The following is a 26,451-nucleotide window of genomic DNA, read 5'->3' on the forward strand; positions in this document are numbered from 1 at the left end:
TGACAATGGAACGGGCGGGGATCAGGGCGGTGCTCATCGCAGGTCCGACCGCGAGCGGCAAGTCCGCTTTGGCGATCGAGATCGCCCGAGGACTGGGCGGCACGGTGGTCAACGCCGATTCCATGCAAGTCTATGCCGATCTGCGCACCCTCACGGCGCGGCCGACATCAGAGGAGGAGGCGCGTGCTCCGCACCGGCTCTACGGCCATGTCGATGGTGCAATCAACTATTCGGCGATGCGTTATGCGGAGGATGTCGCGACAGTGCTCGCGCAGCTTCGCGAAATCGGGTCTCTGCCGATCCTGGTCGGCGGAACGGGTCTCTATTTCAAGGCGCTGACCGAAGGGTTCTCGGCAATTCCGCCCGTGCCAGAGGCTGTGCGGAGCGCCTTCCGCGCCCGCGTCGCCGAGCAGGAGACGAGCCTTCTGCATGCCGAACTCGGCCGTCTCGATCCGGTCATGGCGGAGCGGCTCAAGCCCACGGACCGGATGCGCGTCATGCGGGCGCTGGAAGTCCATCTCGCGACCGGGCGGTCGATCGCCAGCTTCCAAGGCGAGCGCCATCCCGGGCCTCTGGACGGCGTGCCGATGCTGAAGCTCTTCATCCACCCGGAGCGCGAGGAGGTGCGCCGGCGCATCGACCGGCGCTTCGAGCAGATGATCGCGCAAGGCGCGCTGGACGAGGTCGCGGCCTTGCGGGAGCGCCGGCTCGATCCGCTGCTGCCGGTCATGCGCGCCCATGGCGTTCCGGGCCTGATCGCCCATCTCGACGGGACGATCAGCCTCGACGAGGCCATTGCGCGCGGCCAGGGGGATACGCGCGCCTATGCCAAGCGGCAGGTCACCTGGTTCCGGCATCAGATGGCGGGTTGGCAGTCGGTTTCCCCCGACGTCGCGCCCGAGGTCGCGTTGCGTGCCCTCACGGACGGGGCCTGAGAGATCAGGCCGCGGCCGAGACGCCCGGATCGGAGATGCGGATGCAGCCTCGGCCTTCGTTCTTCGCACGATAGAGGGCGCGGTCGGCGCGCTCGATCAGAGTCGCCAGCGTCTCCGGGCTCGACCGTGTCGCGATACCGAGGCTGGCGGAAACCTGCAGCGCCAGTGTTTCGGAAACTGGCAGGCTGCGGGAGGCGAGTTCGTCCTCGATGCGCATCGCGATGCGCAGCGCGGCGTCGAGATCGGCGCCGGGCAAGAGGATGGCGAACTCCTCGCCGCCAAAGCGGCCGACGAGATCGCGATCGGTTCGGACGAGGCCGAGCAGCACATCGGCGAAGGCCCGGATCACGGCGTCCCCGGCCGGGTGGCCATAGCTGTCATTCACCGACTTGAAGTGGTCGAGATCGACCACGATCAGCGAGATCTCGGTTCCGGTATCCTCGGAATCGAGGATTGCAGCATTGCCCTTCTCGGTGAAGGAGCGGCGATTGAGCAATGCCGTCAGCGGATCGGTCTCCGCCAGGCGGCGCAGTTCCTTTTCCCGCGCCTCGCGCTGCTCGATGTCCTGCGATAGGGCGCGGCGGGTGGCGCGCTCGCGGCCGATTTCCAGCGCGAGCGTCGCGGCGCGGCTCTGCAAGGTCTGGTTGGCTACGATAAGGTCGGTGACATCGGTGATCGTCAGGACGAGCCCGTCGCCGAGCGGCGCGACCGCGATCTGCAGCCAGGCTGTTCGGCCATTGTTCGAAAGGCAGGTCTCGATCATGTCGGGGCGGCGCAGGTCGAGCGCATAGAGACAGCGCCGCCAGACCATGGGATCGGCAAGGAAGGGCAGGCTGGCCTGGGCGTCCTGGTCGAGCAGATCGTCATCGGGACGTCCCGCGATCGCGGCGGCGCGGCGGTTGACGGTGATGATCATGGTCCGTTCGACATGGCCGTCGGCGTCGCGGACGGCGCGCAACGCGACGATGCCGGAGGGCGATGTCTCGAGAACCGTCGTCAGCAACTCCTCATGGAACTGCAGCGGACGGCTGAACGCGATCAGGTAGCGGCTGCCGTCGGCCGAGGTGGCTGGCATGAGGAGGCGCTCCCAAAGCGCGACCCGGACGGTCGCCTTCGAGCGATGCACGGTGTAGGTCGGCTTGCCGCTGGCCAGGGCCTGGTCGCAGCAAGCGATGGTGAAGCGCGCCACCTGCGGCGTCATCGCCGATACGCGTTGCCGGAGGCGGTTGCCGCCGACATAGCGGATGATCTCGCGGCCGTAATGGATGAAGGCATAGTCGCCGTCGTCGGTCGGCGCCAGGATCATCAGGTCGGCACCGAACCGGGGCATGACCTCGTCGAAAAAGCTCTCATAGGGAACGCCGGCCGAGCCGTTGACGCTGAGCAGGAAGCGCTGCAGGAGCTCCGCCACCTCCGGCGCATGGGCGCGGGCAGCGATGTTGTCGGTATGAACTTCCTGATACATGGCCGTCCTGTCGAGAGTGTCAGGAGGCTAGCAACCCCGGGTTGAAAAAGTGTTCCGTTGCGGCATCGGATTCGCCGCAGCGCGCCCGAATGCCCTGTGCCAGCGCCGTCCGGGTTTGCGCTTGACCGGCGCGCCTGCGTCGATTAGCGTCCCGCAACATCTGCAAAGGGTCGTGGCGCGATGCGCAAGCTTATTATCGTACGGGTGCGCTGGTAGGGGCCGGTTCTGAAACGAACCGCGTCAACCCCGACGCCAGCGCACGCCCAGGCCCCTTCGAGGGCCTTTTTTATTGCCCGCTTTCCGACCTCGATCTCAACCGAACTGCCGCAGGAGACCGTTATGAGCGAGATGATGACCGGCGCCGAGATGGTCGTCCGCGCGCTTCAGGACCAGGGCGTCGAACACCTGTTCGGCTATCCCGGTGGCGCCGTGCTGCCGATCTACGACGCGCTGTTCCAGCAGGACAAGGTCAAGCATGTCCTCGTCCGCCACGAGCAGGGCGCGGTCCATGCCGCCGAGGGCTATGCCCGCTCGAGCGCCGGCAAGGTCGGCTGCGTCCTCGTGACCTCGGGGCCCGGCGCGACCAACGCCGTCACCGGCCTGACCGACGCGCTGCTCGACTCGATCCCGCTCGTCGTCATCACCGGCCAGGTTCCGACGCATCTGATCGGCTCCGACGCCTTCCAGGAATGCGACACGGTCGGCATCACGCGCTCCTGCACCAAGCACAACTATCTGGTGAAGAGCATCAGTGATCTGCCGCGCATCCTGCACGAGGCCTTCTATGTCGCGGCCAATGGCCGGCCCGGGCCGGTCGTCGTCGACATCCCCAAGGACATCCAGTTCGCCAGCGGTATCTACAGCCGCCCGCGGGACAACCAGCACAAGACCTATCGGCCGACGGTCAAGGGCGATCTCGGCGCGATCAAGGCGGCAGTCGCGCTGATGGCGAGCGCGAAGAAGCCGGTTTTCTACACCGGCGGTGGCGTCATCAATGCCGGTCCGCATGCATCCGCGCTGCTGCGCGAGCTCGCTCGGCTGACCGGCTTCCCGGTCACCTCGACGCTGATGGGGCTCGGCGCCTTCCCGGCGGCGGACAGGCAGTGGCTCGGCATGCTCGGCATGCACGGCACCTACGAGGCCAACCTCGCGATGCATGACTGCGACGTCATGATCAATATCGGCGCGCGCTTCGACGACCGCATCACCGGCCGGATCGACGCCTTCTCGCCGCGCTCGAAGAAGATCCATATCGATATCGACCCGTCCTCGATCAACAAGAACGTCAAGATCGATATCGGCATTGTCGGCGACTGCGCCCATGTGCTGGAAGATATGGTCCGCATCTGGCGCGAGACCTCGCCGCAGATCGACAAGACGGCGCTGACGGCGTGGTGGACGCAGATCGATGGCTGGCGGGCCCGCAAGAGCCTCGCCTACAAGAAGTCGGATTCGGTCATCAAGCCGCAATACGCGCTGGAGCGGCTGCATGCGCTGACCAAGGACCGCGACACCTACATCACGACCGAGGTCGGCCAGCACCAGATGTGGGCGGCGCAGTATCTCCAGTTCCAGGAGCCGAACCGCTGGATGACCTCGGGGGGCCTGGGCACCATGGGCTATGGCCTGCCGGCGGCGATCGGCGTGCAGATGAAGCATCCCAAGGCGCTGGTCATCGACGTCGCCGGCGAGGCCTCGATCCTGATGAACATGCAGGAGATGTCGACGGCGGTGCAGTACCGCCTGCCGGTCAAGATCTTCATCCTGAACAACGAATACATGGGCATGGTGCGCCAGTGGCAGGAACTGCTGCATGGCGGCCGCTATTCGGAGAGCTATTCGCAGTCGCTGCCCGATTTCGTGAAGCTGGCCGAGGCCTATGGCGGCCACGGCATCCGCTGCGACGACCCGGCCAAGCTGGATGAGGCGATCATGGAGATGATCGAGACGCCGAAGCCCGTGATCTTCGACTGCCTCGTCGCCAAGGAAGAGAACTGCTTCCCGATGATCCCGTCCGGCAAGGCCCATAACGAGATGATCCTCCCCGATTTCGAGGGCGACACCGGCGAGATCATCGACGCCAAGGGCAAGCAGCTCGTCTGAAGTCAAGTCCTGTAACAGTCATCCCGGACAAGCGGCGAAGCCGCGCCGATCCGGGGTCCATTCCTGAACCGTTCCGGAATGGATCCCGGGTCTGCGCTTCGCTCCGCCCGGGATGACCTCGAGAAGTGAATTGGGACAGAGCATGACCACGATTGGCCTGATCGGCGGAATGAGCTGGGAGTCGACGGCGGTCTATTACCGCCTGCTCAACGAGGGCGTGCGGGCGCGCCGGGGCGGGCTGCACTCGGCCGATGTCCTGCTGCATTCGCTCGACTTCTCGCCGATCGCGGAGATGCAGGCGAAAGGCGCCTGGGATGCCGCCGGCGATGTGCTGGCCGAGAGCGCGCTGCGTCTCGAGCGGGCGGGGGCGGGCTGCATCGTCCTCTGCACCAACACCATGCACAAGCTGGCGGAGCGGATCACGGCCGCGACCCGCGTTCCCTTCCTCCATCTGGCGGATGTGACTGCCAAGGCGGTTCGGCAGAGAGCGTCGCGGCGTCCGCTCCTGCTGGCGACGCGCTTCACGATGGAGCAGCGCTTCTATCTCGGCCGGCTCGCCGCCTTCGGCATCGAGGCGGTCGTCCCCGGGGAGGCCGAGCGCGGAGAGGTTCACCGCATCATCTATGAGGAACTCTGCCGCGGCCGGATCGAGGCTTCGTCGAAGGCGCGCTATCTGTCGATTATCGCCGAGGCCGCCGCGCAGGGAGCGGATGGCGTCATCCTCGGCTGCACCGAGATCGGCCTGCTGATCTCCCAGGCGGATACGGCGCTGCCGGTGTTCGACACGACCGCGCTGCATGTCGAGGCCGCGCTCGATTTCGCCCTCGCCTTTGAAAGCCAGGCCGCATGAAACTCGTCATAGCGAACAAGAACTATTCCTCCTGGTCGCTGCGTCCCTGGCTGCTGCTGACCGAGTTCGGGATCCCGTTCGAAGAGACCCTGGTGCCGTTCGGCAAGACTTTCGACGATCCCGACTGGAAGCGCGCGATCTCCGCCTTCACGCCGGCCGGCAAGGTTCCGGCGCTGATCGACGGCGAGATCAGGGTGTGGGAGTCGCTGGCGATCATGGACCATGTCGCCGATACGAGGCCGGACCTCGCGATCTGGCCGCGGGAGCCGGCCGCGCGGGCCATGGCGCGCTCGATCGCAGCCGAGATGCATGCCGGTTTCCAGGCCTTGCGCGGCGCCTGCCCGATGAATCTCGCCTGGGTCCATCCGGAGCGTGACCGCGGCCCGAAGGTCGCCGCCGACGTGGCGCGGATCAGCGCGATCTGGCGGGAGGCGCGCGAACGCTTCGGCGCGGGCGGGCCGTTCCTGTTCGGAGCCTTCACCGCGGCCGACGCCATGTTCGCGCCGGTGACGGCACGCTTCACCGGCTACGGGATCGCCCCCGATCCCGTCAGCACCGCCTATTGCGAAGCCGTCCAGGCAACGCGGGGCTTCCAGTCCTGGCGGCTGGGCGCTCTCGCCGAACCCTGGATCATTGCCGAGGATGAGGTCGACGAGCCCGTCCTGACCGATTTCCGCCCTTCTCTCAGCCGCAGCCGAGCCTCCTCATGAACACCTCGACGCACTACCCGAATGCCCCCGTCGCGCAGCCTGTCGCCCGCCACACGCTGGCGGTCATCGTCGACAACGAGCCGGGCGTGCTGGCTCGCATCGCCGGTCTGTTCTCCGGCCGCGGCTACAACATTGAGAGCCTGACCGTCTCCGAGACCGAGCATGAGAAGCACATCTCGCGCATCACGGTCGTGACCTCGGGCACGGCCAACGTCATCGACCAGATCAAGGCGCATCTCGACCGGCTGGTGCCGGTTCACCGCGTCGTCGACCTAACGCTGCAGGGCGAGGCGCTCGAGCGCGAACTCGCTCTGGTGAAGGTCGTCGGCAAGGGCGAGCACCGGGTCGAGGCGATGCGGCTGGCCGCTGCCTTCGGCGCGCGCACGCTCGACGCCTCGCTGACCTCCTTCGTCTTCGAGTTGACCGGCTCGACCGAGGAGATCGAGCGCTTCATCAAGCTGATGACCGTAGTCGGGCTGACGGAGGTCTCGCGCACCGGCATCGCCGCGATGGGGCGCGGCCCGGACGCGATGTGATTGGCGGCCGATGACTCCCGAGACCCTCAACATGGTTGCGCTTGGTCTGGGCATCGTCGGCTTCGGCTGCTTTGCCTGGCCGATCGTGCAACGCCTTACCGGTAAAGCGCCGCCGGAAGTGCCCGGCAGCGGCAAGAGCCTGCGCTCTCCGCTCTGGTGGGCAGGTTTCGTGCTGACGATCGCGGCGATTTTCCTGCAGCGTATGGCGGCCCAGCAGGCGGCGGGGCTGTAGCGGCAGCTCTTCGCCGGGGGCCGATCGCAAAGATCGCGCGGGCGACGACGACCTCCCTTGCGAAGGCGAGCGCGCTGCGCTAGAGAGCCGAACCGTAACGTACGGTACGGCGATTTTACCGGTTCCAGACGATCATGGCGGCAACGCGAAGCACAGCGGAGACGGAAGAGCCGACGGCCCGCCAACAGGCCGTGCTCGACGCCGTTCTGTCGCTGATGGTGGAGGAGGGCGACCAGCTCACCATGACCGCCGTGGCGCGCCGGGCGAGCTGCTCCAAGGAAACGCTGTACAAGTGGTTCGGTGATCGCGACGGGCTGCTGACGGCGACCGTGCGCTGGCAGGCCGCCCGTGTTCGCGCAGGCCGCTATGATCGCCCGACGCTCGACATCGCGACGTTGCGCGATAGCCTCAAGGGCTTCGCCGCGACCTGGCTCGCCGTCATCTCCAGCCCGACCTCGATCGCGCTGAACCGTCTCGCCATCGGCCATGCCGCCTCGCGCAAGAGCAATCTCGGTGGCATCGTTCTTGAGAACGGGCGCTTCGCCATCGCCGAGCGGCTTCGGCCGGTGCTGGAGGCTGGGCGCGAGGCGGGGTTGCTCGACTTCGACGCGTCCGAGACGGCGTTCCGCACCTTCTTCGGCCTGGTGGGGCGCGACGTGCAGATCCGGCTCCTGCTCGGTGACGCCCTGACGCTTGCTCCAGACGAAATCGAGCGCGACGCCGCCCGGGCCACCGACCAGTTCCTCGCACTTTACGGGCGGACGACCTCCGCACGGCAAGCCTGAAGAAACCACCCAGACGATCCAAGGAAGGACTTTTTGATATGCGCGTTTATTATGATCGTGATGCCGACATCAACCTGATCAAGGGCAAGAAGGTCTGCATCGTCGGCTACGGCAGCCAGGGCCATGCCCATGCGCTCAACCTGCGCGATTCCGGCGTCAAGGACGTCGTCATCGCGCTCAAGGCCGGTTCGCCGACCCGCAAGAAGGCCGAGGAGGCCGGCTTCAAGGTGATGACCCCGTCCGAGGCCGCCAAGGTCTCCGATATCATGATGATGCTCACCCCCGACGAGCTGCAGGGCGACATCTATCGCGACGAACTGCATGGCAACATGAAGCAGGGCGCGGCGCTGCTCTTCGCCCACGGCCTCAACGTGCATTTCAACCTGATCGAGCCGCGCAAGGACCTCGACGTGTTGATGGTCGCCCCGAAGGGCCCGGGCCACACCGTGCGCTCCGAGTATCAGCGCGGCGGCGGCGTGCCGACCCTGATCGCGATCCACCAGGATGCAACCGGCAACGCGCATGACCTCGGCCTGTCCTATGCCTCGGCCAATGGCGGCGGTCGCGCCGGCATCATCGAGACGACCTTCAAGGAAGAGTGCGAGACCGATCTCTTCGGCGAGCAGGTCGTGCTCTGCGGCGGTCTGGTTGAGCTGATCAAGGCCGGCTACGAGACACTGACCGAGGCCGGCTACGCGCCCGAGATGGCCTATTTCGAGTGCCTGCACGAAGTGAAGCTGATCGTCGACCTGATCTATGAGGGCGGCATCGCGAACATGAACTACTCGATCTCGAACACGGCCGAATATGGCGAGTACGTCACCGGCCCGCGCATCATCACGGCCGAGACCAAGGCCGAGATGAAGCGCGTCCTGAACGACATCCAGTCGGGCAAGTTCACCCGCGACTGGATGCTCGAAAACAAGGTCAACCAGACCTCGTTCAAGGCGACCCGCGCGCGCTATGCCGCTCATCCGATCGAGGAAGTCGGCGCCAAGCTGCGCGACATGATGCCCTGGATCAAGGCCAAGGCGCTGGTCGACAAGTCGAAGAACTGAGGCTCGATCCACGGCCGCCCGGCTGCGCGACGGCCCGGCTTGCCGCCGGGCCTTTGGGATCAAGGCCAAGGCGCTGGTCGACAAGTCGAAGAACTAAGCCAAGCTCTTCGGCGACGGCCGGTTCGCAGATTGAATCAGCTCCTTGCGGGACTGATTCAATCGCCGGGTGCAAGTGTTTGTAATATCGTCGTCTTTTCAGGCGGTGCCCAGGCGGGTGCAGAAATGCGCCCGCCTTTTTGCGTTGGGACAGCTCTGCGCCTGCGATCTTGCGGGAACCGATCCTGCAGCGGCGCGTTTTCCTTGCCAGACAGGGCAATCGGGAGCGGAGCTCATGACGCGGGATGACGAGGCGGCCAACCAACGGCATCGCAGTGAGATCGACCGGATGGTCCGGCCTCGTGTGAAGGTCGCCCAGCAGGATGAAGTCGAGGATTGGCCGTTGCTGAGCGCTCTCCTGGGCGGACTGGCATTGGCCCTGCTCTTCAACACCTTCGTCGGCCTGATGCCGGGTTGAGCCGCCCGGCGACAAGCGGAGGAACGACCATGACCATTGAGGCGGAAGACCGCGCCAGGGCACAAGCCGAGGGCTTGGCAGGTGGAGACAAGCTCCCGCCGATGCGGGCAGACGATCACAGCGATGCCGACCCAGCAGTCGAAACGCCGGTCGAGGCGCGGCAGGGTTTCCTGGGCGCGCCGGTGCTGATGGTTCTGATCGGCGGTTTGGCGCTGGCGGTGGTGGCGTGGATCGCCGTGGAACTGCTCACCTACTGAGATCGCAGCACCTACTGAGATCGCAGAGAGAATACGCCCCGACCGAAGCGACGAGGGCTACGCATATCGAGACGACACGCATTCGGGTTGCCAATCAGAAATGGGAGGTCGAGATGCAGATGTTGAAGATGATCGAAGGGCCGGTCGCGGCGGGCATGGGCCTCGCCTTTTCGTTGGCGCTGCTGCTGGCGGTGATCCTCGGCCTCGCCTGAGGCGAACCTGGCCTAGCGCGGCAGCATCCCGCCCTGGGTCGCCATCTCGGCGAGACGGCCGGCGCCGTAGAGCAGGGCGAAACCCCAGACTGTCGAGGCGGCCCAGTTGGCGATCTGGAACGGCCAGAACGGCATCTGGACGATGCCGGCGACGATCGCGATGACCGCACGCAGCGGCCCGAAGAAGTGGCCGATGAGAATACTGGCGATCCCCCATTTCTCGAAGAAGACGTGTCCGCGCGTCAGCAGTTCGGGGTTTTTGTTGAAGGGCCAGTGGTGATCGACGCGGGGTCCCAGGAGCAGGCCGGCCCAGTACGAGATCCAGAAGCCGAAGCCCGAACCGGCGGCAGCGGCGAAGGCCAACGGCACGAGGTTGAGGCCGGACGCGCCTGCAACGGCGCCGAACGCCGTGAAGAACACGGTCGCGGGCACGAGCCAGGAGAGGATCGCCACGCACTCGCAGAACGCGATCAGGAAGACGATCGGGATCGCCCACTCCTGATTGGCGCGCATGAACTCGACGAGCGCCTGCATCCAGAGTTCGAGTTGGGCCATCTTCGTCCTGGTCGCTCGAGCGGGAGGCTGGGGGGCTTATCGCCTCGCCGCCCCTTCAATGCAACGGCAGCGTCGTCGCAGGCCGGTACCTTCGCGGCGTAAGCGGAAGGACGGCTTTGCCTTATCCCGTCGATAGCTTAGTCTCGCCCGGAACGACGAACGCAAGGTTCGGCTGGCGCCATCAAGAGCGCCCGACGCCGACGGGGAAACGGGTTTCATGGAGTTGCAACAGCGCCCGCATCGCGATGCGGGAGCGATGGATTTGCCGTCGCAGTCTTCGCCCTCGCACCCTGCCGCGGTCGCGCTCGGCGGGCTCGACATCACCTTCCATCTCGATAGCGGCAACCGCTACAAGGCGGTGACGGGCGTCGATCTCAGCGTGTCCGCCGGCGAGTTCGTCTCGGTCGTCGGGCCGACCGGGTGCGGCAAGTCGACCCTGCTCAACGCCGCGGCGGGACTGCTGGTGCCCTCCGCCGGAACAGTGACGATCTTCGGCAAGCCGCTCTCGGGGCTGAACCGCCGCGCCGGCTACCTCTTCCAGGCCGATGCGCTGATGCCGTGGAAGACGGCGCTCGACAACGTCAAGGTCGCGCTCGAGCCGATGGGCGTCTCCGATGCAGAGGCGGAAAAGCGGGCGCGCGACTGGCTCGCCCGGGTCGGCTTGCGCGCCTTCGTCGACCGCTATCCCCACATGCTTTCAGGCGGCCAGCGCAAGCGCGTGGCGCTGGCGCAGATGCTGATCCGCGACCCCGAAATCCTGCTGATGGACGAGCCTTTCGGGCCGCTCGACGCCCAGACGCGGCAGATCATGGGCAATCTCCTGCTCGATCTCTGGTCGAAGGACCGCAAGGCGCTGATCTTCGTGACGCATGACCTCGAAGAGGCGATCGCTCTCTCCGACCGGGTGGTGGTGATGTCGGCAGGCCCCGCCGCCGGCATTGTCGCGGATTACCGTGTGCCGCTGCCGCGCCCGCGCGACATCGCTGAAATCAGGCTGGAGAAGGCCTTCCACGAGATCCACCGCGACATCTGGGCCTCGCTGCGCGTCGAGGTGCAGAAGGCCTATGCGATGGGCGAGGGGCGCGAATTGGTCGAGGGAGCGGCGTCATGAACCGCGTCAAGCTTCTCGTCTTGCAGGCGCTGGTGATGGTTGTCGCCCTGGCGATCTGGCACCTCGTCACCACGACGGGCCTGTTCGGCGACGTCAAGACGACGCAGTTCTTCTTTTCGACGCCGGGCGACGTCCTGGCTCGGACCTGGAAGCAGCTCACCGGCACCGACATCTACTGGCATCTCGGCATCACCCTGACCGAGACCGTGCTGGCCTTCGTCATCGGCTCGGCCGCCGGCATCCTGTTCGGCTTCGCCTTCGCGCGAAACGAGCTGCTGGCGGCGGTGTTCGATCCCTATATCAAGGCCGCCAACGCCCTGCCGCGGGTGGTGCTGGCGCCGATCTTCGCGCTCTGGTTCGGGCTGGGCATCTGGTCGAAGGTGGCGCTCGGCTTCACGCTGGTCTTCTTCATCGTCTTCTTCAACGTCTACCAGGGCGTGCGCGAGGTCTCGCCGACGGTGCTGGCCAATGCCCGCATGCTCGGCATGAACGAGCGCCAGCTCTTCCGGCATGTCTACTGGCCGTCGGCGCTGACCTGGATGTTCTCGAGCTTGCACACCTCGGTCGGCTTCGCGCTGGTCGGCGCCGTGGTCGGCGAATATCTCGGTTCGTCGGCCGGGCTCGGCTACAAGATCCACGAGGCGGAAAGCGTCTTCGACGTGACCGGGGTGTTCTCGGGCATGCTGATCCTGGCGATCTTCGTGATCCTGATCGATTCCGTGGTGACCATGGTCGAGAAGAAGCTGCTGGTCTGGCGGCCGGGGCAGAGTTCGACGACGACGTAGCCCCTGCCGGCACGAGGCAGCTCATCGGCTCATTTCGAGCACGGCCCTTTGCAGGGGCGCGGGCGAGACCTGGATCGGTCCCTCGAAGGGCGCATCCATGTCGACGATCAGGTAGATTGCCCCGCCGATGAGGGCGGAGGCTGCGACGAATGCGCCGACGATCACGGCGTTCCTCGGGGCCCGGAAGCCGAAGCTCGCGAAGATCAGGACGAGCCAGGCGACAAGCATCAGCACGAGTGGACGCGGGATCGAGCCCTCGGCCTGTTCTACCAGGCTCCAGCGCAGTTCCAGCACCTTGCGATACTGGTCGCGGATGTCGTTCCAGATCGAGAGCTGCGGCTCCCTGCTCGGCGCCAGAGTCCGCAATCCGGTTCCGACATCCTCGATCAACCGCTCGTTGGTCATGTCGGAATGTCCCCCTGCGGCCGTCCAGTGGCCGGCGGCGGCGCGCTCGGTGTAGGATCGGAGATCGCGGCGGGCTGCGTTCGCCTCGGGCCCGTAGAGGAGCAGCATCCTGTCGAGCAGGATCAGTTCGGTGGCGTAGCTGTGCACGTCGCGGTTGACCGCGTCGAACCTGCCCTTGGCGGAGGAGATCATCAGACCGAGCACGAGCGAGGTCATCACGACGAAGATGTTGGCGATGAGTCGGACCACGGCATGGGTGTCGTCCTGCCGCTGATGTGGCGGAAGCCGTTCATAGGAGAACAACGCGCCCAGCGACGCTGTCGCGAGGCAAAAGAATACGAAGATAGCTATCCGCACTTCATTCATGGCCAGACCTCGTCTTGCCGCCGTCATGATGGGCATGGGCGATGCGCCGGGAGACGGCGTCGCCCATCGACTGGATCAGGATTCTTGCTCGCGCTGTTCGATCTCGCCTATGCTCGTCGTGAATGCGCTCCCAAGAGGCGCAAATCAGCTCAATCGGAGGAATACCCATGATCTTTACACGCCGTGCGGCGCTGGCTGCGCTCGCCATCACGACCTCGCTGGGCCTCACGCCCTATGGCGCGCTCGCGCAGAACGCGGAGAAACCCAAGCTGACGCTCGGCGTCGGAGGCAAGCAGCTACTCTACTATCTGCCGCTGACGGTGGCTGAGAAGAAGGGTTTCTTCAAGGATCAGGGGCTCGACGTCGAGATCAACGATTTCGGCGGCGGGGCGAAGTCGCTGCAGGCGCTGGTCGGCGGCTCCGTCGATGTCGTGACGGGCGCCTATGAGCACACGATCCGCATGCAGGCCAAGGGCCAGGACATTCGCGCCGTGGTCGAGCTCGGGCGCTTCCCCGGCATCACCATCGCGGTGCGCAAGGACCTCGCCGACAAGGTCAAGTCGGCCGCCGATTTCAAGGGGCTGAAGATCGGCGTCACGGCGCCGGGCTCCTCCACTGCGCTGACAGCGCAATACGCCATGGTCAAGGCCGGGCTGAAGGCGACGGATGCCCCGATCATCGGTATTGGCGCTGGTGCCAGCGCGGTCGCGGCGATCAAGCAGAAGCAGGTCGATATCATCTCGCATCTCGACCCCGTGACCTCGAAGCTGGAGCAGGACGGCGACATCGTCTCGGTGATCGACACCCGCACGGAGGCCGGCACCAAGGCGCTCTTCGGCGGCTCGAATCCGGCTGCCGTGCTCTATCTCAAGAACGATTTCGCCGAGAAGAACCCGGTCACGACGCAGAAGCTGGTCAACGCCTTCGTCAAGGCGTTGAAATGGCTCGAAACCGCGAAGCCCGAGGATGTCGCCGAGCTCGTACCGGCCGAGTATCACCTCGGTGACAAGCCGCTCTACCTGCAGGCCGTCAAAAACTCGCAGGAGAGCTATTCGCGCACCGGCATCTCCACGCCCGACGCAATGAAGAGCATGTATGACGCGCTCAAGCTGCTCGACCCCGAGCTGGCCTCGTCCAATGTCGACCTGGGCAGGACCTTCATCGACTCGTTCGCCAAGAAGGCGGCTGCCGGTTCGTAACATCTCGACTTCCCGCGGTGCCTCGGTCAAACTCGGCCTCCTTACCCAAGGGAATCCTGCCCAAGGAGAGCCGAGATGATCGAGCGCGTTGCGATCGAGACCTTGCTCAGGGACGCCTATGCGGCGCGGGTGCAAGGCGACCTCGACAAGGTGATGTCCTATTTCCATCCCGAGTGCCGCTTCCATCTGATGGGGGCGCCGGATGTCGGGCCGGCTTGTACCCCGCAGAACGGCTGCGACGCGGTTCGCGAGCACATGGCGGGGCTGATCAACACCTTCGCGTTTTCGAAGTTCGAGACGCTCGGCCTCATCGTCGAAGGGGAGCGCGCCGCCCATCACTGGCGCGCCGACGTCACCTTCGTCCCGACGGGGAAGACCGAGAATTTCGAGGCCCTCGACATGGTCACCTTCTCGGACGGAAAGGTGCGGGACATCACGCAGTTCACCGACACGGCGAGCGTGATGCGCCTGGGCTCCGCGTGATCCGCACTCGTCATCGCCTGCATCAGCGCTTAAGATTGGCGTGCGACGCGGCAACCGTTAGGTTCGCCGCGTCGTTTCGTTGAAGGTTGCTGCTGCCCGCCATGAACATCCTCTCCATCCAGTCGCATGTCGCCTTCGGGCATGTCGGCAATGCTTCCGCCGTCTTCCCGATGCAGCGTCTCGGCGTCCAGGTCTGGCCGATCCATACGGTGCAGTTCTCGAATCACACCGGCTATGGCGCCTGGAAGGGCCGCGTCTTCGACGGCGGCATGATCGAGGAGGTCATGGAGGGCATTGCGGAGCGCGGCGTGCTGCCTTCCTGCGATGGCGTGCTGTCGGGCTATATGGGTTCGGCCGATATCGGCCATGCGATCCTGCACTCGGTCGAGCGGGTCCGCGCCGCCAATCCGAAGGCCCTGTATTGCTGCGATCCGGTGATCGGCGATGTCGGGCGTGGCGTCTTCGTTCGTCCCGGTATCCCGGAGTTCATGCGTGAGCAGGCGGTCCCTGCCGCCGACATCGTGACGCCGAACCAGTTCGAACTCGAACTGCTCACAGATATCGAAATCAGGACGATCGCGGATGCTCATCGCGCGATCGAGACGCTGCGCGATGCAGGCCCAAAGGTTGTGCTCGTGACGTCGCTCTCGACGGATGATACGCCAGATGACGCGATCGACCTGATGGCTGCCGATGCGCGCGGCGCGTTCCGGGTCCGGACGCCCAAGCTCGACGTCAACGTCAATGGGGCTGGCGACGCGATCGCGGCGCTGTTCTTCGTCCATTACATGCGCGAAGATTCGGCCGCCGCTGCGCTCGCCAAGGCCTCGGCTTCGATCTATGGGCTGCTGAAGCGGACCAAGGAGGCCGGCTCGCGCGAGATCCTGACCGTCGCAGCGCAGGACGAGTTCGTGACGCCGACGCATCAGTTCCTGCCCGAGCAGTTGTGAGGGCATGCTGACTATTCTCGGAACCACATCGTCATCCCGGGCTTGCCCCGGGATCCATCGGAGGGCTCCGGAGCTCTACGATGGATCCCTGAGCCGCGCAGCTTCGCAGCTTGTCCGGGATGACGCCGCGGTTCATTGCCAGATCGGAATGGTCTAGCGACATGAAGCTGCGCGTCGGCACCTTCAATGTCGAGAACCTGCTGACGCGCCATCGCTTCTCCTCGGGCGAGCGGGGCGACACGATGGCCGCGATGTCACTGTTTCATTTCCCGCGCGCGGACGAGCGCGATGCCGTCGAGCGTTCGCTGGCGGTCGCGCTGGAAGACGACAAGCGCCAGATGACGGCGCTCGCCCTCGCCGAGGCCCAGGCCGATCTCTGGATGCTGCAGGAGGTCGACTCGCTGGCGAGCCTACAGGCCTTTTTCGCCAACTACGTCCACCGCATCGCCGACCATCGCTATGGCCATTTCACGCTGATCGACGGCAATGACCGCCGCAACATCGATATCGGCTTCGCCGCCCGGCGCGATCTGCTGGCGCCTCGGCAGGTCGCGGTACGATCCTACAAGGATCTCAGCTTCGCCGAGGCCGGCGTGCATGACCGGGACCTCGCGACGCTCGGTATCGACCGCAGCGGCAAGGTCTTCGCGCGCGATTGCCTGCAGATCGATCTCGATTTCGGCGACCGCAGCCTGACCCTCTTCGGCTGCCACCTCAAATCGATGAATAACGGGCGTGACGACGGACGCCAGGCGACGCTGCCGGTGCGCCGCGCTGAGGCGAGGGCGGTGAAACACCTCGTCAGGCAGCGCTTCGGCGAAGGCTGGCGCGAGGCGAACTGGATCATTCTCGGCGATCTCAACGCCTATCGTTTCGGCCTCGGCCCGCTGGCCGAGCGGATCGACGAGGGCGACAGCGGGATCGAGCCGCTGCTCGACGATTTCGCGGTCGACCCGATGGAGAGCCTGCCGCCGCATGAGCGCTGGACGCATTTCCGGCGGTACTGGTCGGAGGAGCGCGAGCAACTGGTCGAGACGCATATGCCGCTCGATCATATCCTGCTATCGCCCGCGCTCGCTGCGGCGAACCCGCAGCCGGCAATGCAGATGATCCGCCGGGGCCTGCCCTATCGCGTGCCGCTCGATCCGCGCGAGGCGGACCGCTCGATGGCGCGGCTCGCGACCTGCGCGGATCGCTATCCGCGTGTCGGCTGGGACAGGCCGAAAGCCTCCGACCATTGTCCAATCACCATCGATCTCACGATACCGCAGGAATGACCGGCATGGCCCGACGCTTCTTCACACTCGACGTCTTCACCACGATGCCGCATGCGGGCAATCCGCTGGCCGTCGTGCTGGACAGCGAGGGGCTGGATACGGCCGCGATGCAGGCGATCGCGCAGGAGTTCAACCTCTCAGAGACGGTGTTCGTCTCAGCCGCGGCCGCGCCGGCGCATCGGGCCGGCTTGCGCATCTTCACGCCGGGCCGGGAACTACCCTTCGCCGGGCACCCAACCGTCGGCACGGCCGTTCTGCTCGCGCTGCGCGATGCCGCCGAGGGCAGGGGTAGCGATGTCATCGTGCTGGAGGAGCAGGTCGGCCTCGTGCCCTGCGCGGTTTCGGTCACGAGCCCGCGCGTCGGCCATGCGGTCTTCACCTTGCCGCGCCTGCCGCAGGAGCTGGAGCCCGCTGCCGGGCTGCCGTTGATCGCCGGGGCGCTCGGGCTCGACCGCCGCGAGATTGGCTTCGACCGGCACGTTCCGAGCGTGGTCTCGGCCGGCGTCGCCTTCACCTTCGTGCCCGTGTCGAGCCTCGAGGCGCTGGAGCGCGTACACCTCGACACGACATTGTGGTCGCAGGCGATCAAGCCGGCGGACCAGCCCAATGCCTACGCCTATTGCCGGCAGGTCAGCGATGCCGGCCACCACTTCCATGCCCGGATGTTCGCGCCGGCCATGGGGGTGAGGGAGGATCCGGCGACGGGATCGGCCGTCGCCGCCTTCGCCGATGTGATCATGCGCTTCGAACGGCCTGACGACGGCGACCACCGCTTCGCGATCGAGCAGGGTTACGAGATGGGCCGGCCTTCGCAGATCATGCTGGAGATGAGCATCAGGAACGGCGCGCTGGTCTCGGCGCGGATCGGCGGCTCGGCGGTGGTCGTCAGCGAGGGCGTGCTGCTGTGAGCGTCAACGGAGTACCGATGAACGAGTTTGCGGATGGCCGGATCGTGCCGCTGCGGCACATCGAGGCGCGGGTGGAACCCTATGACTGGGCCTTCGCTCGCGAGAACGATGCGGCCATTGCGGGCCATTGGGCGAAGGTCAGCGACGGCAAGCCCGCCATGTTCAACGGACGCATCCTGCTCCAGCATCGGGCCTCCATAGCCGATGGCGTGTTCAGGGCCGGCTATTTCGAGACGGATTATGCCGCCTTCATGGCCTGGCGCGATTTCGGCCTGCCGGGTCCGACCATCCGCAACGGCTTCGCGATGGGAGCTCTGCGTGCCGCCGATGGCGCCTTCCTGTGCGGGCGCATGGGCGGGCATACGGCGAATGCCGGGATGGTCTATTTTGCGGCCGGCACGCCCGACCGCAGCGACGTCCGCGAGGACGGCTCGGTCGATCTCGCCGGCAGCGTCGTGCGCGAGCTCTGGGAGGAAACCGGCCTGACCGAGGACGAGATCACGGTCGGAGAGGGCTGGGACGCCGTCTTCACGGCCGGGCGCATCGCCTTCATGCGTCCTGTCGCCGTGCCGTTGCCGGCGGCGGAGGCTCGGGCCCTGATGATGTCGCGGATCGCGACACAGGAGGAGCAGGAGCTCGACGACATCGTGATCCTGCGCAGCCCCGCCGATTGCGACCACCACAGGATGGCGCCCTTCATGAAGCCCTATCTCGCCCATATCTACGGTCGCGATTGATCCGTCCCGCCGCCCGCCAGCCGAAAGCGACGCCATGACCGCGCCCGAATCCCTGCCGCTTCCCTCCGAGAATCCATTCGCCGAGATCTGGGCGACGCCGTTCGGCCTGCCGCCCTTTGCGGGGATCAGGCCGGAGCACATCCGCGCGGCTTTCGATGCGGCGCTCGCCAAGCATAAGGACGAGATCGCGGCGATCACGGCCGATCCGGCCGTGCCCGATTTTGCCAACACGATCGAGGCTCTGGAGCGGGCGGGCCGGGCGATGTCCCGAGTCGGCGGCGTCTTCTACAATCTGACGGGCGCCGACACGAACGAGGCGCTGCAGGCGATCGAGCGCGAGATGTCGCCGATCACCTCGCGGCACTGGTCGGCGATCATGATGGATCCGGCGCTGTTTGCCCGCGTCGATGCGGTCTTCGCGAAGCGCGATGCGCTCGGGCTCGACGCCGAGCAATTGCGGCTGCTGGAGCGCACGCATCGCGGCTTCGTCCGCTCGGGCGCACAGCTCGGCCCCGACGACAAGGCGCGGTTGGCCTCTATCAACGAGCGCCTCGCCGGCCTCGGCACGCAGTTCAGCCAGAACGTGCTGAAGGACGAATCCTCCTGGGCCCTGATCATCGAGGACGAAGGCGGGCTCGCGGGCCTTCCGGATTTCCTGCTGGCGGCGATGGCGCGCGCTGCCGCCGATCGCGGCCATCAGGGCAAGCATGCGGTGACGCTGTCGCGCTCGATCATCGAGCCCTTCCTGACCTTTTCGACGCGCCGCGACCTGCGCGAGGAGGCCTTTGCGGCCTGGAGCAAGCGCGGCGAGAACGGCAATGAGAGCGACAACCGCGCGATCGTCGCCGAGATGGTGAAGCTGCGTGCGCAGAAGGCGAGGCTTCTGGGCTTTGCGACGTTCGCGCATTTCAAGCTCGACGACACCATGGCGAAGACGCCGGAAAACGTGCGCGACCTGCTTGAACTGGTCTGGACGCCGGCCAAGGCGCGCGCCGCGCGGGAGGCGGAGGACCTCGCCGCGCTGGCGCAGGCGGAGGGCGAGAACGGCCCGATCCGGCCCTCGGACTGGCGCCATTATGCCGAGAAGATGCGGCAGCAGACCTATGCGCTCGATGAAGCGGTGCTGAAGCCCTATCTCCAGCTCGATCGCATCATCCAGGCCGCATTCGACGTCGCCGGCAAGCTGTTCGGGCTCGCCTTCGAGGCGAAGCCAGACCTCGCAGGCTACCACCCGGATGTCCGGATCTGGGAGGTGAGAGAAGCGGGGAGCGGCCGGCATATCGGGCTGTTCATCGGCGATTATTTCGCGCGCGCCTCGAAGCGCTCGGGCGCTTGGATGAGCGCCTTCCGCGGCCAGCGCAATTTCGACGGCGAGGTCCGGCCGATCATCGTCAATGTCTGCAATTTCGCGAAGCCGGCCGAGGGCAAGCCGGCGCTGCTCTCGATTGACGATGCGCGCACGCTGTTCCACGAGTTCGGCCATGCGCTGCACGGGCTGCTCTCGGATGTGCGCTACGGCTCTCTCGCCGGCACCTCCGTCTCGCGCGATTTCGTCGAACTGCCGTCGCAGCTCTACGAGCACTGGTTCCTGACGCCCGAGGTCATGAAGACCTATTGCCTGCATGCCGAGACGGGCGAGCCGATCCCCGATGCGCTGATCGAGAAGATCAAGCGGGCCCAGACCTTCAACCAGGGCTTCGCCACGGTCGAGTATACCTCCTCGGCGCTGGTCGACCTCGCCTTCCACTCGCTGGAGGAGCCGGGCGAGATCGATCCGCTCGCTTTCGAGGCGGCGGAGCTTTCGCGGCTCGGCATGCCCGCCGAGATCACGATGCGCCACCGCACGCCGCATTTCAGCCATGTCTTCTCGGGCGACGGCTATTCGGCCGGCTATTACAGCTATCTCTGGTCGGAGGTGATGGATGCGGATGCCTTCAACGCCTTCCTGGAGGCCGGCGACGTGTTCGCGCCGGAGCTCGCCGGCAAGCTGAAGCGCTTCATCTATTCGGCCGGCGATACGCGCGATGCGGCCGAGGCCTACACGCTGTTCCGCGGCCGTCTGCCGACGCCGGATGCGCTGCTGGAGAAGCGCGGGCTGGCGGCGTAGCGGCCCGTCATGGTCATGGTCGGCCTGTCCCGGCCATCCACCTCGTCGCTGGTCGAGAGCAGTGTTCAAGGTGAGGACGCTCACCACAAGGGCGAGCGTGATGGCTCTGCAGCGGCGCCGTGTTCATGCGGCGGGTTTGTTCGTTGCGCGAAGACTCGGACAAGCTGTCTCCGTGCAAGACCGTCTCATGCCATGCGCAGGTGACGTCGTGGACGCCGATCGCGATGCCTCGTATATTGCGGGCCGGGGGTTCGCATGGCTGCCACGAGCATCAAGCCCGGCTTCGTCGAGCTCTACACCCCCAAGCTGCTGACCGTCCTGCGCGAGGGCTACGGCCTGCCCGGCCTCAAGGCCGATGCGATCGCCGGGCTGACGGTCGCGATCGTCGCCCTGCCGCTCTCCATGGCAATCGCCATCGCCTCCGGGGTCACGCCCGACCGGGGGCTCTATACCTCCATCATCGGCGGCTTCATCGTCTCGGCGCTGGGCGGCAGCCGCTTCCAGATCGGCGGGCCGGCCGGCGCCTTCATCGTGCTCGTCGCGGTCTGCGTGGCCGAGCATGGGGTTGACGGGCTGCTGCTCGCCACCTTCCTCTCCGGGCTCATGCTGGCGGCGGTCGGCCTGCTCGGTCTCGGTACCTTCATCAAATACATTCCCTATCCGGTCACGGTCGGTTTCACGGCCGGCATCGCCGTCATCATCTTCGCCAGCCAGGTCAAGGACCTGCTCGGACTTCCGCTCGCCAGCGAGCCGGGGCCGCTCCTGCCGAAGCTTGCCGTGCTCGCCGGTGCGCTGCCGAGCGCGAGCCCCGCCGCGATCGTCGTCACCGCCGTCACCATTGGCCACATCCTGGCCCTGCGCCGTCTGCGTCCGCACTGGCCGGCCTTCATCATCGCCGTGGCAGTCGCGGCGTCAGGGGCAGCGCTGGTCGGAGCGCCGGTCGAGACCATCGGGTCGCGCTTCGGCGGCATCCCGCAGACCCTGCCGCTGCCGCAACTGCCGGAGTTTTCCTTTGCCAAGGTGCAGGCGGTTCTGCCGAACGCGCTGTCCTTCACGCTGCTCGGCAGCATCGAGAGCCTGCTTTCGGCGGTGGTCGCGGATTCGATGACGGGGCGGCGGCATCGCTCCAATTGCGAACTGATGGCGCAGGGCCTCGCCAACATGGTCTCGCCGCTGTTCGGCGGCTTCTGCGTCACCGGCAACATCGCGCGCACCGCCACCAATGTCCGCGCCGGCGCCCGCGGCCCGGTCGCGGGCATGCTGCATGCGGTCTTCCTGCTGCTGTTCATGCTGGTTGCGGCGCCGCTCGCCTCCTACATCCCGCTCGCGGCGCTCGCCGGGGTGCTGGCGGTGGTGGCCTGGAACATGGCCGAGAAGCACGAATTCGCGACGCTGATCCGCGCCTCGCGCGGCGACGCCGTGGTGCTGCTTCTGACGTTTCTGCTGGTGATCTTCGTCGATCTGACGACGGGCATCGTCGCCGGCTTCGTCGTCAGCGCGCTGCTGTTCCTGCATCGCATGGCGCAGTCCGTCGCCGTCGAGAACGGCATGCCGATGGTGGAGGAAGACAGGGCTGATACCGTCGATGGCAACGGAAACGTGCCCTATGACTCCGTGCCGGCGACCGATCCGAACGTCGTGGTGGTGCGGATTTCGGGTGCCTTCTTCTTCGGTGCGGCTGCGGCGGTGGGCGCCGCGCTCGACCGGATCGGTGAGGCACCGAAAACCTATGTCGTCGATCTCTCGGCGGTTTCCCTGCTGGACTCGACCGGCGCGGCGACGCTCGAAGGCTTCGTGCGCAAGGCCAATCGCCAGCGCGCGGTCGTCTATATCGCGGGCGCGACGCGGGTGGTGCGCCGCACGCTTCTCATCCACGGCATCAGGCGCTCGCGGGTGCGCTTCGTTCAATCGGTGAGCGATGCCATCGCCACGGACCATGCGCGGCCTGAAGGCCCGGCCTGAGCTGCGTCACCTTCGGCAGGAGATGTACAGGTCGAGCCCGATATGACGGAGCGGTTACCCCGGATAGCCGAACTTTGCCTTGGTCGAGCGGATCTGCGCGATGGCGCCACCGTCATTGCCGGCCGCGCAGGTCGAGCGGGCCGTCGCGATCTCCGATGAGACGCGAGCGTGCACGCCCTTGGTGGTGTGGCCGGTGGCGAGGTCGTTGTCGATCACCGCCTGGAAGCGATCGACCTCGCCCGAACAGCCCGAGCCGGTGGGCATGCGGAAGGTGTTCGGCGTGACGCCTGTCGCGGCCTGCTCGGGCGGTGGGGCCGGCGGCGTGCCGCCGGACGGGGTCTGGCAGGCCGAGAGCGAAAGCCCGCAGCCGAGCGCGAGCAGGGGCAGAAGGCGGGAAGGGATCGGCATCGAGAGGCTCCGCGGCGAAACGGGCGCGACGATGCCTGATTCTCGGGCAGCGCGAAACCGCGCGGCTTCACGGCATGACGACGTTGAAATAGGGCGATGTCGGCTTTTCGTTCGGGCCGACGGGCATCGGAACCGCGTTCTTGACCGGCTTGAGGCTCTTGAGATAGCCGGCGAGCGCGGCGGCGTCGGCATCGGTCAGCTTGCCGTAGTTCTCATAGGGCATCGCGGGAGCGAGCATGCGCCCGTCCGGCCGCACGCCGGTGCGAACCGCCTTGACGATGTCGGCCTGCGACCAGTCGCCGAGGCCGGTCTCGCGATCCGGTGTGAGGTTGGGCGGATAGAAGATGCCGAGGCCCGGAATCCGGAAACCCACTTCCGAGCCGCCGAAGGCGCGGCTGAAATCCGGCTTGCCGAGGAACTTGCCCGGCGTGTGGCAGCCGGCGCAATCCATGATGGTGGCGAGATATTCGCCGCGCTTCAGCGCGTCGCCGGAGGCCTGCGCCTGCGCCGGGGCGGGCGAGAGCGCGATCAGGGCGAGCATCAGCAAAGTCGTCGCGACAGGCAGGCGCATCATTGTCCCCCTTCGTCATAGCCATGCCTCGCGGGGACATGGCCGAGCACAATGTCGAGATGACGTTAGGGTAGATCGATGTGAAGCGGTTCACCAGACTCGAATTCGAGGAAATCTAATCGCGTCAGTCTTCGCGGAGCAGGAAGGCGGCGGCAACCGTCATCGCGCAGGATGCGGCCGCAGCCAGCCAGATCGCGTCGAGGCCGACCAGCCGGTGGGCCGCTGCTCCGGCGATTGCGCCCCCAAGCAGACCGAGCCAAAGCAGGAAATGGCGCAGGAAGGCGAGCGGCGGGCCGCCGAGCATGGCGGCGGCGATGCGCTGGCCCATCTTCACCAGCGTCCCGGTCATGTAGGTCAGGCCGATGGTCACCTCGCCGTCGCGCTGGAAGACGGCGTTCTCCGAGCCCATCGCCACCGCGAGCAGGCAGACGGCCGCCATGGTGAAGCCGCTGTTGTCGAGCCCGGCCGAGACGACGAGGCAGAGCGTCACGAAGGCCAGCACGGCCATGGGGCGGCGGCGGCGCGCGAAATGGCCGACCAGCGTGCCCAGCACCACCCCGCCGACGAAGAGGGCGAGGATGGCCCCCGCCAGCAGGATGCCGCCGCCATGCCCGCCCGCCAGCTCGATGCCGAGCCGCGTCGTGTTGCCGGTCATGAAGGAGACGAAGAAGCCGCCGAGCGTGATGAAGCCGAGCGCGTCGATATAGCCGGCGAGGCCGGAAAAGCAGGCGGCGAGGATGATCGCCCGGCGGTCGTAACGCATCATCGGCGGCTGGTCCGGCGCTGGCCGGAGGGAAGGGCGGGCGCACTCCCGGGCCTTGAGTCGCGCCGCCGGCAGCATAGGATTTCCGTGCCGGTCTTCATAATTCGTCGGTGCGCGCGGACATATGCTTGCGCCGCAGGGGCGGTTTCGGTTACATCGTGGCGAGCCCCGTAAAGGATTGCCCGTGGTTTCGACCGCCGCCCATGTCCGGATGAACGCCCGCGCCGCTGCGCGGACCGTCCGCATGCGCGCCTCCTCGACCCCGGTCCTTGGTCTCCTTCTTCTCCTTAGCCGCCCCTGAGGGCCGGCCGGGCATGCATGCCTGGGCGCTCAGGGGAGTGACGAGAACGACCTTCCAGACATAAGCGCCCCGCATCCGACGAGAGCGGCGCCAAGGCTTTCAGGAACAAGACCATGACCGAACCGACCCGCGCCAACCACGCCGGCAAATCCTCTACCAAAGACCGCGTCCTGATCTTCGACACCACGCTGCGCGACGGCGAGCAGTGCCCCGGCGCGACCATGACCTTCGAGGAGAAGCTCGAGATCGCCGAGATGCTGGACGCGATGGGCGTCGACATCATCGAGGCCGGCTTCCCGATCGCCTCCGACGGCGATTTCGAGGCGGTGTCCGAGATCGCGCGCCGCAGCAAGCGCTCGACGATCGCCGGGCTGGCGCGCGCCATCACCGCCGACATCGCCCGCGCCGGCGAGGCGGTGCGGCATGCCGGCAAGCCACGCATCCACACCTTCGTCTCGACCTCGCCGATCCATCTGGAGCACCAGATGCGCAAGAGCGAGGAAGAGGTGCTGGAGATCATCACCCGCACCGTCGCGCAGGCGCGCAACCTGGTCGAGGATGTCGAGTGGTCGGCGATGGACGCCACGCGCACGCCGATCGAGTATCTGTGCCGGGCCGTCGACGCCGCGATCAAGGCCGGCGCGACGACGATCAACCTGCCCGATACCGTCGGCTATGCGACGCCCGACGAATACCGGACGATGTTCGCCTCGGTCCGCGAGCGCGTACCCAATGCCGACAAGGCGATCTTCTCCGTGCATTGCCACAATGATCTGGGGCTGGCGGTCGCCAATTCGCTGGCCGGCATCGAAGGCGGCGCGCGCCAGGTCGAATGCACGCTGAACGGCATCGGCGAGCGCGCCGGCAATGCCGCGCTGGAAGAGGTGGTGATGGCGCTGCGCGTGCGCGGCGACGTGCTGCCCTACGACACCGGCATCGACGCGACCATGCTGATGCGGGCGTCGAAGACCGTCTCGAACGCCTGCTCCTTCCCGGTGCAGTACAACAAGGCGATCGTCGGTCGGAACGCCTTCGCGCATGAGAGCGGCATCCACCAGGACGGCATGCTGAAGAACAACACCACCTATGAGATCATGACACCGGCCTCGGTCGGCGTGACCAAGACCTCGCTGGTGATGGGCAAGCATTCCGGCCGCGCCGCCTTCCGCTCCAAGCTGAAGGAGATGGGCTACGATCTCGGCGACAACCAGCTGGAGGATGCCTTCACCCGCTTCAAGGCGCTCGCAGACCGCAAGAAGCATGTCTATGACGAGGATATCGAGGCGCTGGTCGATGACAACATCGCGACCGCGCATGATCGGGTGAAGCTCGATTCGCTGACGGTGATCGCCGGTACCCGCGGCCCGCAGCGCGCGACGATGCGGCTGGATGTCGAGGGGCGCCTGGTGACCGAGGAGGTCGAGGGCAACGGGCCGATCGACGCGATCTTCAATGCGATCAAGACGATCGTGCCGCATGAGGCGGTGCTGGAGCTCTACGACGTCCATGCCGTCACCGAGGGCACCGATGCCCAGGCCGAGGTCACCGTCCGGCTGACGCATGAGGGTTTCTCGGTGACCGGCCGCGGCGCCGACCCGGATACGCTGGTCTCCTCGGCCAAGGCCTATCTGGTCGCGCTCAACAAGCTGATGGCCAAGGGCGTGCGCCTGCACGCGCAGGCCGCGGCGGAGTAGGCGGGCGGGTGCGCCTTTGCGTTGCCGATCGATCATCCTCGCCGTCATCCCGGACAAGCGGCGTAGCCGCGCCGCTCCGGGATGACGGACCGGGGCAGGGCTCGGCTGACTGCAATCCCGCCTGATTCCAGTGGATGACCGCGCCTTCATCTGGCGCGGGTCCGGAACTTGCCTGCATCCTCTCCGCGAGCGGCGGCCGCCCGGCCGCCGCG

Annotated in this window: 27 protein-coding genes; 21 read left to right on the forward strand and 6 right to left on the reverse strand. The window is 66.4% G+C overall.

Translation table 11 applies throughout. From position 1 onward, the window contains the following. Window positions 1-5 precede the first annotated feature (5 nt). Complete coding sequence (gene miaA, locus AC1RMY_RS06970) at window positions 6-935, forward strand: tRNA (adenosine(37)-N6)-dimethylallyltransferase MiaA (protein WP_492863223.1); 930 nt, start codon at window positions 6-8, stop codon at window positions 933-935. A gap of 4 nt (window positions 936-939) precedes the next feature. On the opposite strand, the gene AC1RMY_RS06975 is transcribed toward miaA, so the two are convergent. Next, window positions 940-2,400, reverse strand: coding sequence for a sensor domain-containing diguanylate cyclase (locus AC1RMY_RS06975; protein WP_492863224.1), 1,461 nt, complete (start codon window positions 2,398-2,400; stop codon window positions 940-942). 339 nt (window positions 2,401-2,739) lie between these two features. Between AC1RMY_RS06975 and AC1RMY_RS06980 the strand changes: the two genes are divergently transcribed. From AC1RMY_RS06980 to AC1RMY_RS07020, 9 genes are all read left to right on the forward strand, one after another. After that, window positions 2,740-4,503, forward strand: coding sequence for an acetolactate synthase 3 large subunit (locus tag AC1RMY_RS06980; RefSeq protein WP_492863225.1), 1,764 nt, complete (start codon window positions 2,740-2,742; stop codon window positions 4,501-4,503). A gap of 142 nt (window positions 4,504-4,645) precedes the next feature. Further along, the gene (locus AC1RMY_RS06985; RefSeq protein WP_492863226.1) at window positions 4,646-5,353 is read left to right on the forward strand and encodes an aspartate/glutamate racemase family protein; all 708 of its coding nucleotides are present in this window, start codon (window positions 4,646-4,648) and stop codon (window positions 5,351-5,353) included. Continuing rightward, window positions 5,350-6,063, forward strand: coding sequence for a glutathione S-transferase family protein (locus tag AC1RMY_RS06990; RefSeq protein WP_492863227.1), 714 nt, complete (start codon window positions 5,350-5,352; stop codon window positions 6,061-6,063). Before AC1RMY_RS06985 ends, AC1RMY_RS06990 begins: the two co-directional genes overlap by 4 nt. Continuing rightward, window positions 6,060-6,599 carry an acetolactate synthase small subunit gene (ilvN, locus tag AC1RMY_RS06995; protein ID WP_492863228.1) on the forward strand — a complete coding sequence of 180 codons (540 nt, stop codon included), beginning with the start codon at window positions 6,060-6,062 and terminating at the stop codon, window positions 6,597-6,599. Before AC1RMY_RS06990 ends, ilvN begins: the two co-directional genes overlap by 4 nt. A 10-nt stretch (window positions 6,600-6,609) precedes the next feature. Continuing rightward, a complete protein-coding gene (locus tag AC1RMY_RS07000; RefSeq protein ID WP_492863229.1) occupies window positions 6,610-6,831 on the forward strand; it encodes a hypothetical protein in 222 nt (73 codons plus the stop codon). Between the two features lie 134 nt (window positions 6,832-6,965). Continuing rightward, window positions 6,966-7,616, forward strand: a complete 651-nt coding sequence (locus AC1RMY_RS07005) for a TetR/AcrR family transcriptional regulator (RefSeq protein WP_492863230.1) — start codon at window positions 6,966-6,968, stop codon at window positions 7,614-7,616. Window positions 7,617-7,654: 38 nt separating this feature from the next. Next, the gene (gene ilvC / locus AC1RMY_RS07010; RefSeq protein ID WP_492863231.1) at window positions 7,655-8,674 is read left to right on the forward strand and encodes a ketol-acid reductoisomerase; all 1,020 of its coding nucleotides are present in this window, start codon (window positions 7,655-7,657) and stop codon (window positions 8,672-8,674) included. Between the two features lie 331 nt (window positions 8,675-9,005). Continuing rightward, window positions 9,006-9,188, forward strand: a complete 183-nt coding sequence (locus AC1RMY_RS07015; RefSeq protein WP_492863232.1) for a hypothetical protein — start codon at window positions 9,006-9,008, stop codon at window positions 9,186-9,188. Between the two features lie 29 nt (window positions 9,189-9,217). Beyond that, window positions 9,218-9,445 (forward strand): hypothetical protein, encoded by a 228-nt coding sequence (locus tag AC1RMY_RS07020; protein WP_492863233.1) that lies wholly within the window; start codon window positions 9,218-9,220, stop codon window positions 9,443-9,445. Between the two features lie 224 nt (window positions 9,446-9,669). Here the strand turns inward: AC1RMY_RS07020 and AC1RMY_RS07025 are convergent, their stop codons facing one another. After that, window positions 9,670-10,212 (reverse strand): DedA family protein, encoded by a 543-nt coding sequence (locus AC1RMY_RS07025; protein ID WP_492863234.1) that lies wholly within the window; start codon window positions 10,210-10,212, stop codon window positions 9,670-9,672. Window positions 10,213-10,468: 256 nt separating this feature from the next. On the opposite strand from AC1RMY_RS07025, the gene AC1RMY_RS07030 reads away from it, so the two are divergent. Continuing rightward, complete coding sequence (locus tag AC1RMY_RS07030) at window positions 10,469-11,323, forward strand: ABC transporter ATP-binding protein (RefSeq protein ID WP_492863572.1); 855 nt, start codon at window positions 10,469-10,471, stop codon at window positions 11,321-11,323. Next, window positions 11,320-12,108, forward strand: coding sequence for an ABC transporter permease (locus tag AC1RMY_RS07035; RefSeq protein WP_492863235.1), 789 nt, complete (start codon window positions 11,320-11,322; stop codon window positions 12,106-12,108). The genes AC1RMY_RS07030 and AC1RMY_RS07035 overlap by 4 nt, the downstream gene beginning before the upstream one ends. A gap of 21 nt (window positions 12,109-12,129) precedes the next feature. Here the strand turns inward: AC1RMY_RS07035 and AC1RMY_RS07040 are convergent, their stop codons facing one another. Then, entirely contained in the window at window positions 12,130-12,915 is a 786-nt protein-coding gene (locus AC1RMY_RS07040; RefSeq protein ID WP_492863236.1) for a bestrophin-like domain, read from the reverse strand. Between the two features lie 131 nt (window positions 12,916-13,046). Between AC1RMY_RS07040 and AC1RMY_RS07045 the strand changes: the two genes are divergently transcribed. The 8 genes from AC1RMY_RS07045 (at window position 13,047) to AC1RMY_RS07080 (ending at window position 22,502) form a co-directional block, all read left to right on the forward strand. Next, window positions 13,047-14,078, forward strand: a complete 1,032-nt coding sequence (locus tag AC1RMY_RS07045) for an ABC transporter substrate-binding protein (RefSeq protein WP_492863237.1) — start codon at window positions 13,047-13,049, stop codon at window positions 14,076-14,078. 75 nt (window positions 14,079-14,153) lie between these two features. Further along, entirely contained in the window at window positions 14,154-14,561 is a 408-nt protein-coding gene (locus tag AC1RMY_RS07050) for a nuclear transport factor 2 family protein (protein WP_492863238.1), read from the forward strand. A 101-nt stretch (window positions 14,562-14,662) separates the two neighbouring features. Beyond that, a complete protein-coding gene (gene pdxY, locus AC1RMY_RS07055) occupies window positions 14,663-15,511 on the forward strand; it encodes a pyridoxal kinase PdxY (RefSeq protein ID WP_492863239.1) in 849 nt (282 codons plus the stop codon). 161 nt (window positions 15,512-15,672) lie between these two features. Beyond that, window positions 15,673-16,788, forward strand: coding sequence for an endonuclease/exonuclease/phosphatase family protein (locus AC1RMY_RS07060; protein ID WP_492863240.1), 1,116 nt, complete (start codon window positions 15,673-15,675; stop codon window positions 16,786-16,788). A 5-nt stretch (window positions 16,789-16,793) separates the two neighbouring features. Beyond that, window positions 16,794-17,696: a PhzF family phenazine biosynthesis protein gene (locus AC1RMY_RS07065; protein ID WP_492863241.1), complete on the forward strand. Its 903-nt coding sequence runs from the start codon at window positions 16,794-16,796 to the stop codon at window positions 17,694-17,696. 17 nt (window positions 17,697-17,713) lie between these two features. Then, on the forward strand, window positions 17,714-18,433 hold the full coding sequence (locus AC1RMY_RS07070) for an NUDIX hydrolase (protein ID WP_492863242.1): 720 nt from the start codon (window positions 17,714-17,716) through the stop codon (window positions 18,431-18,433). Window positions 18,434-18,467: 34 nt separating this feature from the next. Next, a complete protein-coding gene (locus tag AC1RMY_RS07075; RefSeq protein ID WP_492863243.1) occupies window positions 18,468-20,540 on the forward strand; it encodes a M3 family metallopeptidase in 2,073 nt (690 codons plus the stop codon). 255 nt (window positions 20,541-20,795) lie between these two features. Further along, complete coding sequence (locus AC1RMY_RS07080; RefSeq protein ID WP_492863244.1) at window positions 20,796-22,502, forward strand: SulP family inorganic anion transporter; 1,707 nt, start codon at window positions 20,796-20,798, stop codon at window positions 22,500-22,502. A gap of 54 nt (window positions 22,503-22,556) precedes the next feature. Here AC1RMY_RS07080 and AC1RMY_RS07085 read toward each other — a convergent pair whose 3' ends face one another. From AC1RMY_RS07085 to AC1RMY_RS07095, 3 genes are all read right to left on the reverse strand, one after another. Beyond that, the gene (locus tag AC1RMY_RS07085) at window positions 22,557-22,910 is read right to left on the reverse strand and encodes a hypothetical protein (RefSeq protein ID WP_492863245.1); all 354 of its coding nucleotides are present in this window, start codon (window positions 22,908-22,910) and stop codon (window positions 22,557-22,559) included. A gap of 67 nt (window positions 22,911-22,977) precedes the next feature. Next, window positions 22,978-23,484 carry a c-type cytochrome gene (locus tag AC1RMY_RS07090; protein WP_492863246.1) on the reverse strand — a complete coding sequence of 169 codons (507 nt, stop codon included), beginning with the start codon at window positions 23,482-23,484 and terminating at the stop codon, window positions 22,978-22,980. A 121-nt stretch (window positions 23,485-23,605) separates the two neighbouring features. Next, entirely contained in the window at window positions 23,606-24,247 is a 642-nt protein-coding gene (locus AC1RMY_RS07095; RefSeq protein ID WP_492863247.1) for a YoaK family protein, read from the reverse strand. A 411-nt stretch (window positions 24,248-24,658) separates the two neighbouring features. Here AC1RMY_RS07095 and AC1RMY_RS07100 point away from each other — a divergent pair, with 411 nt between their 5' ends. Continuing rightward, window positions 24,659-26,239, forward strand: coding sequence for a 2-isopropylmalate synthase (locus tag AC1RMY_RS07100; protein WP_492863248.1), 1,581 nt, complete (start codon window positions 24,659-24,661; stop codon window positions 26,237-26,239). Window positions 26,240-26,451 lie beyond the last annotated feature (212 nt).

This window comes from Allobosea sp. GW822-FHT03F07 (assembly GCF_058801345.1).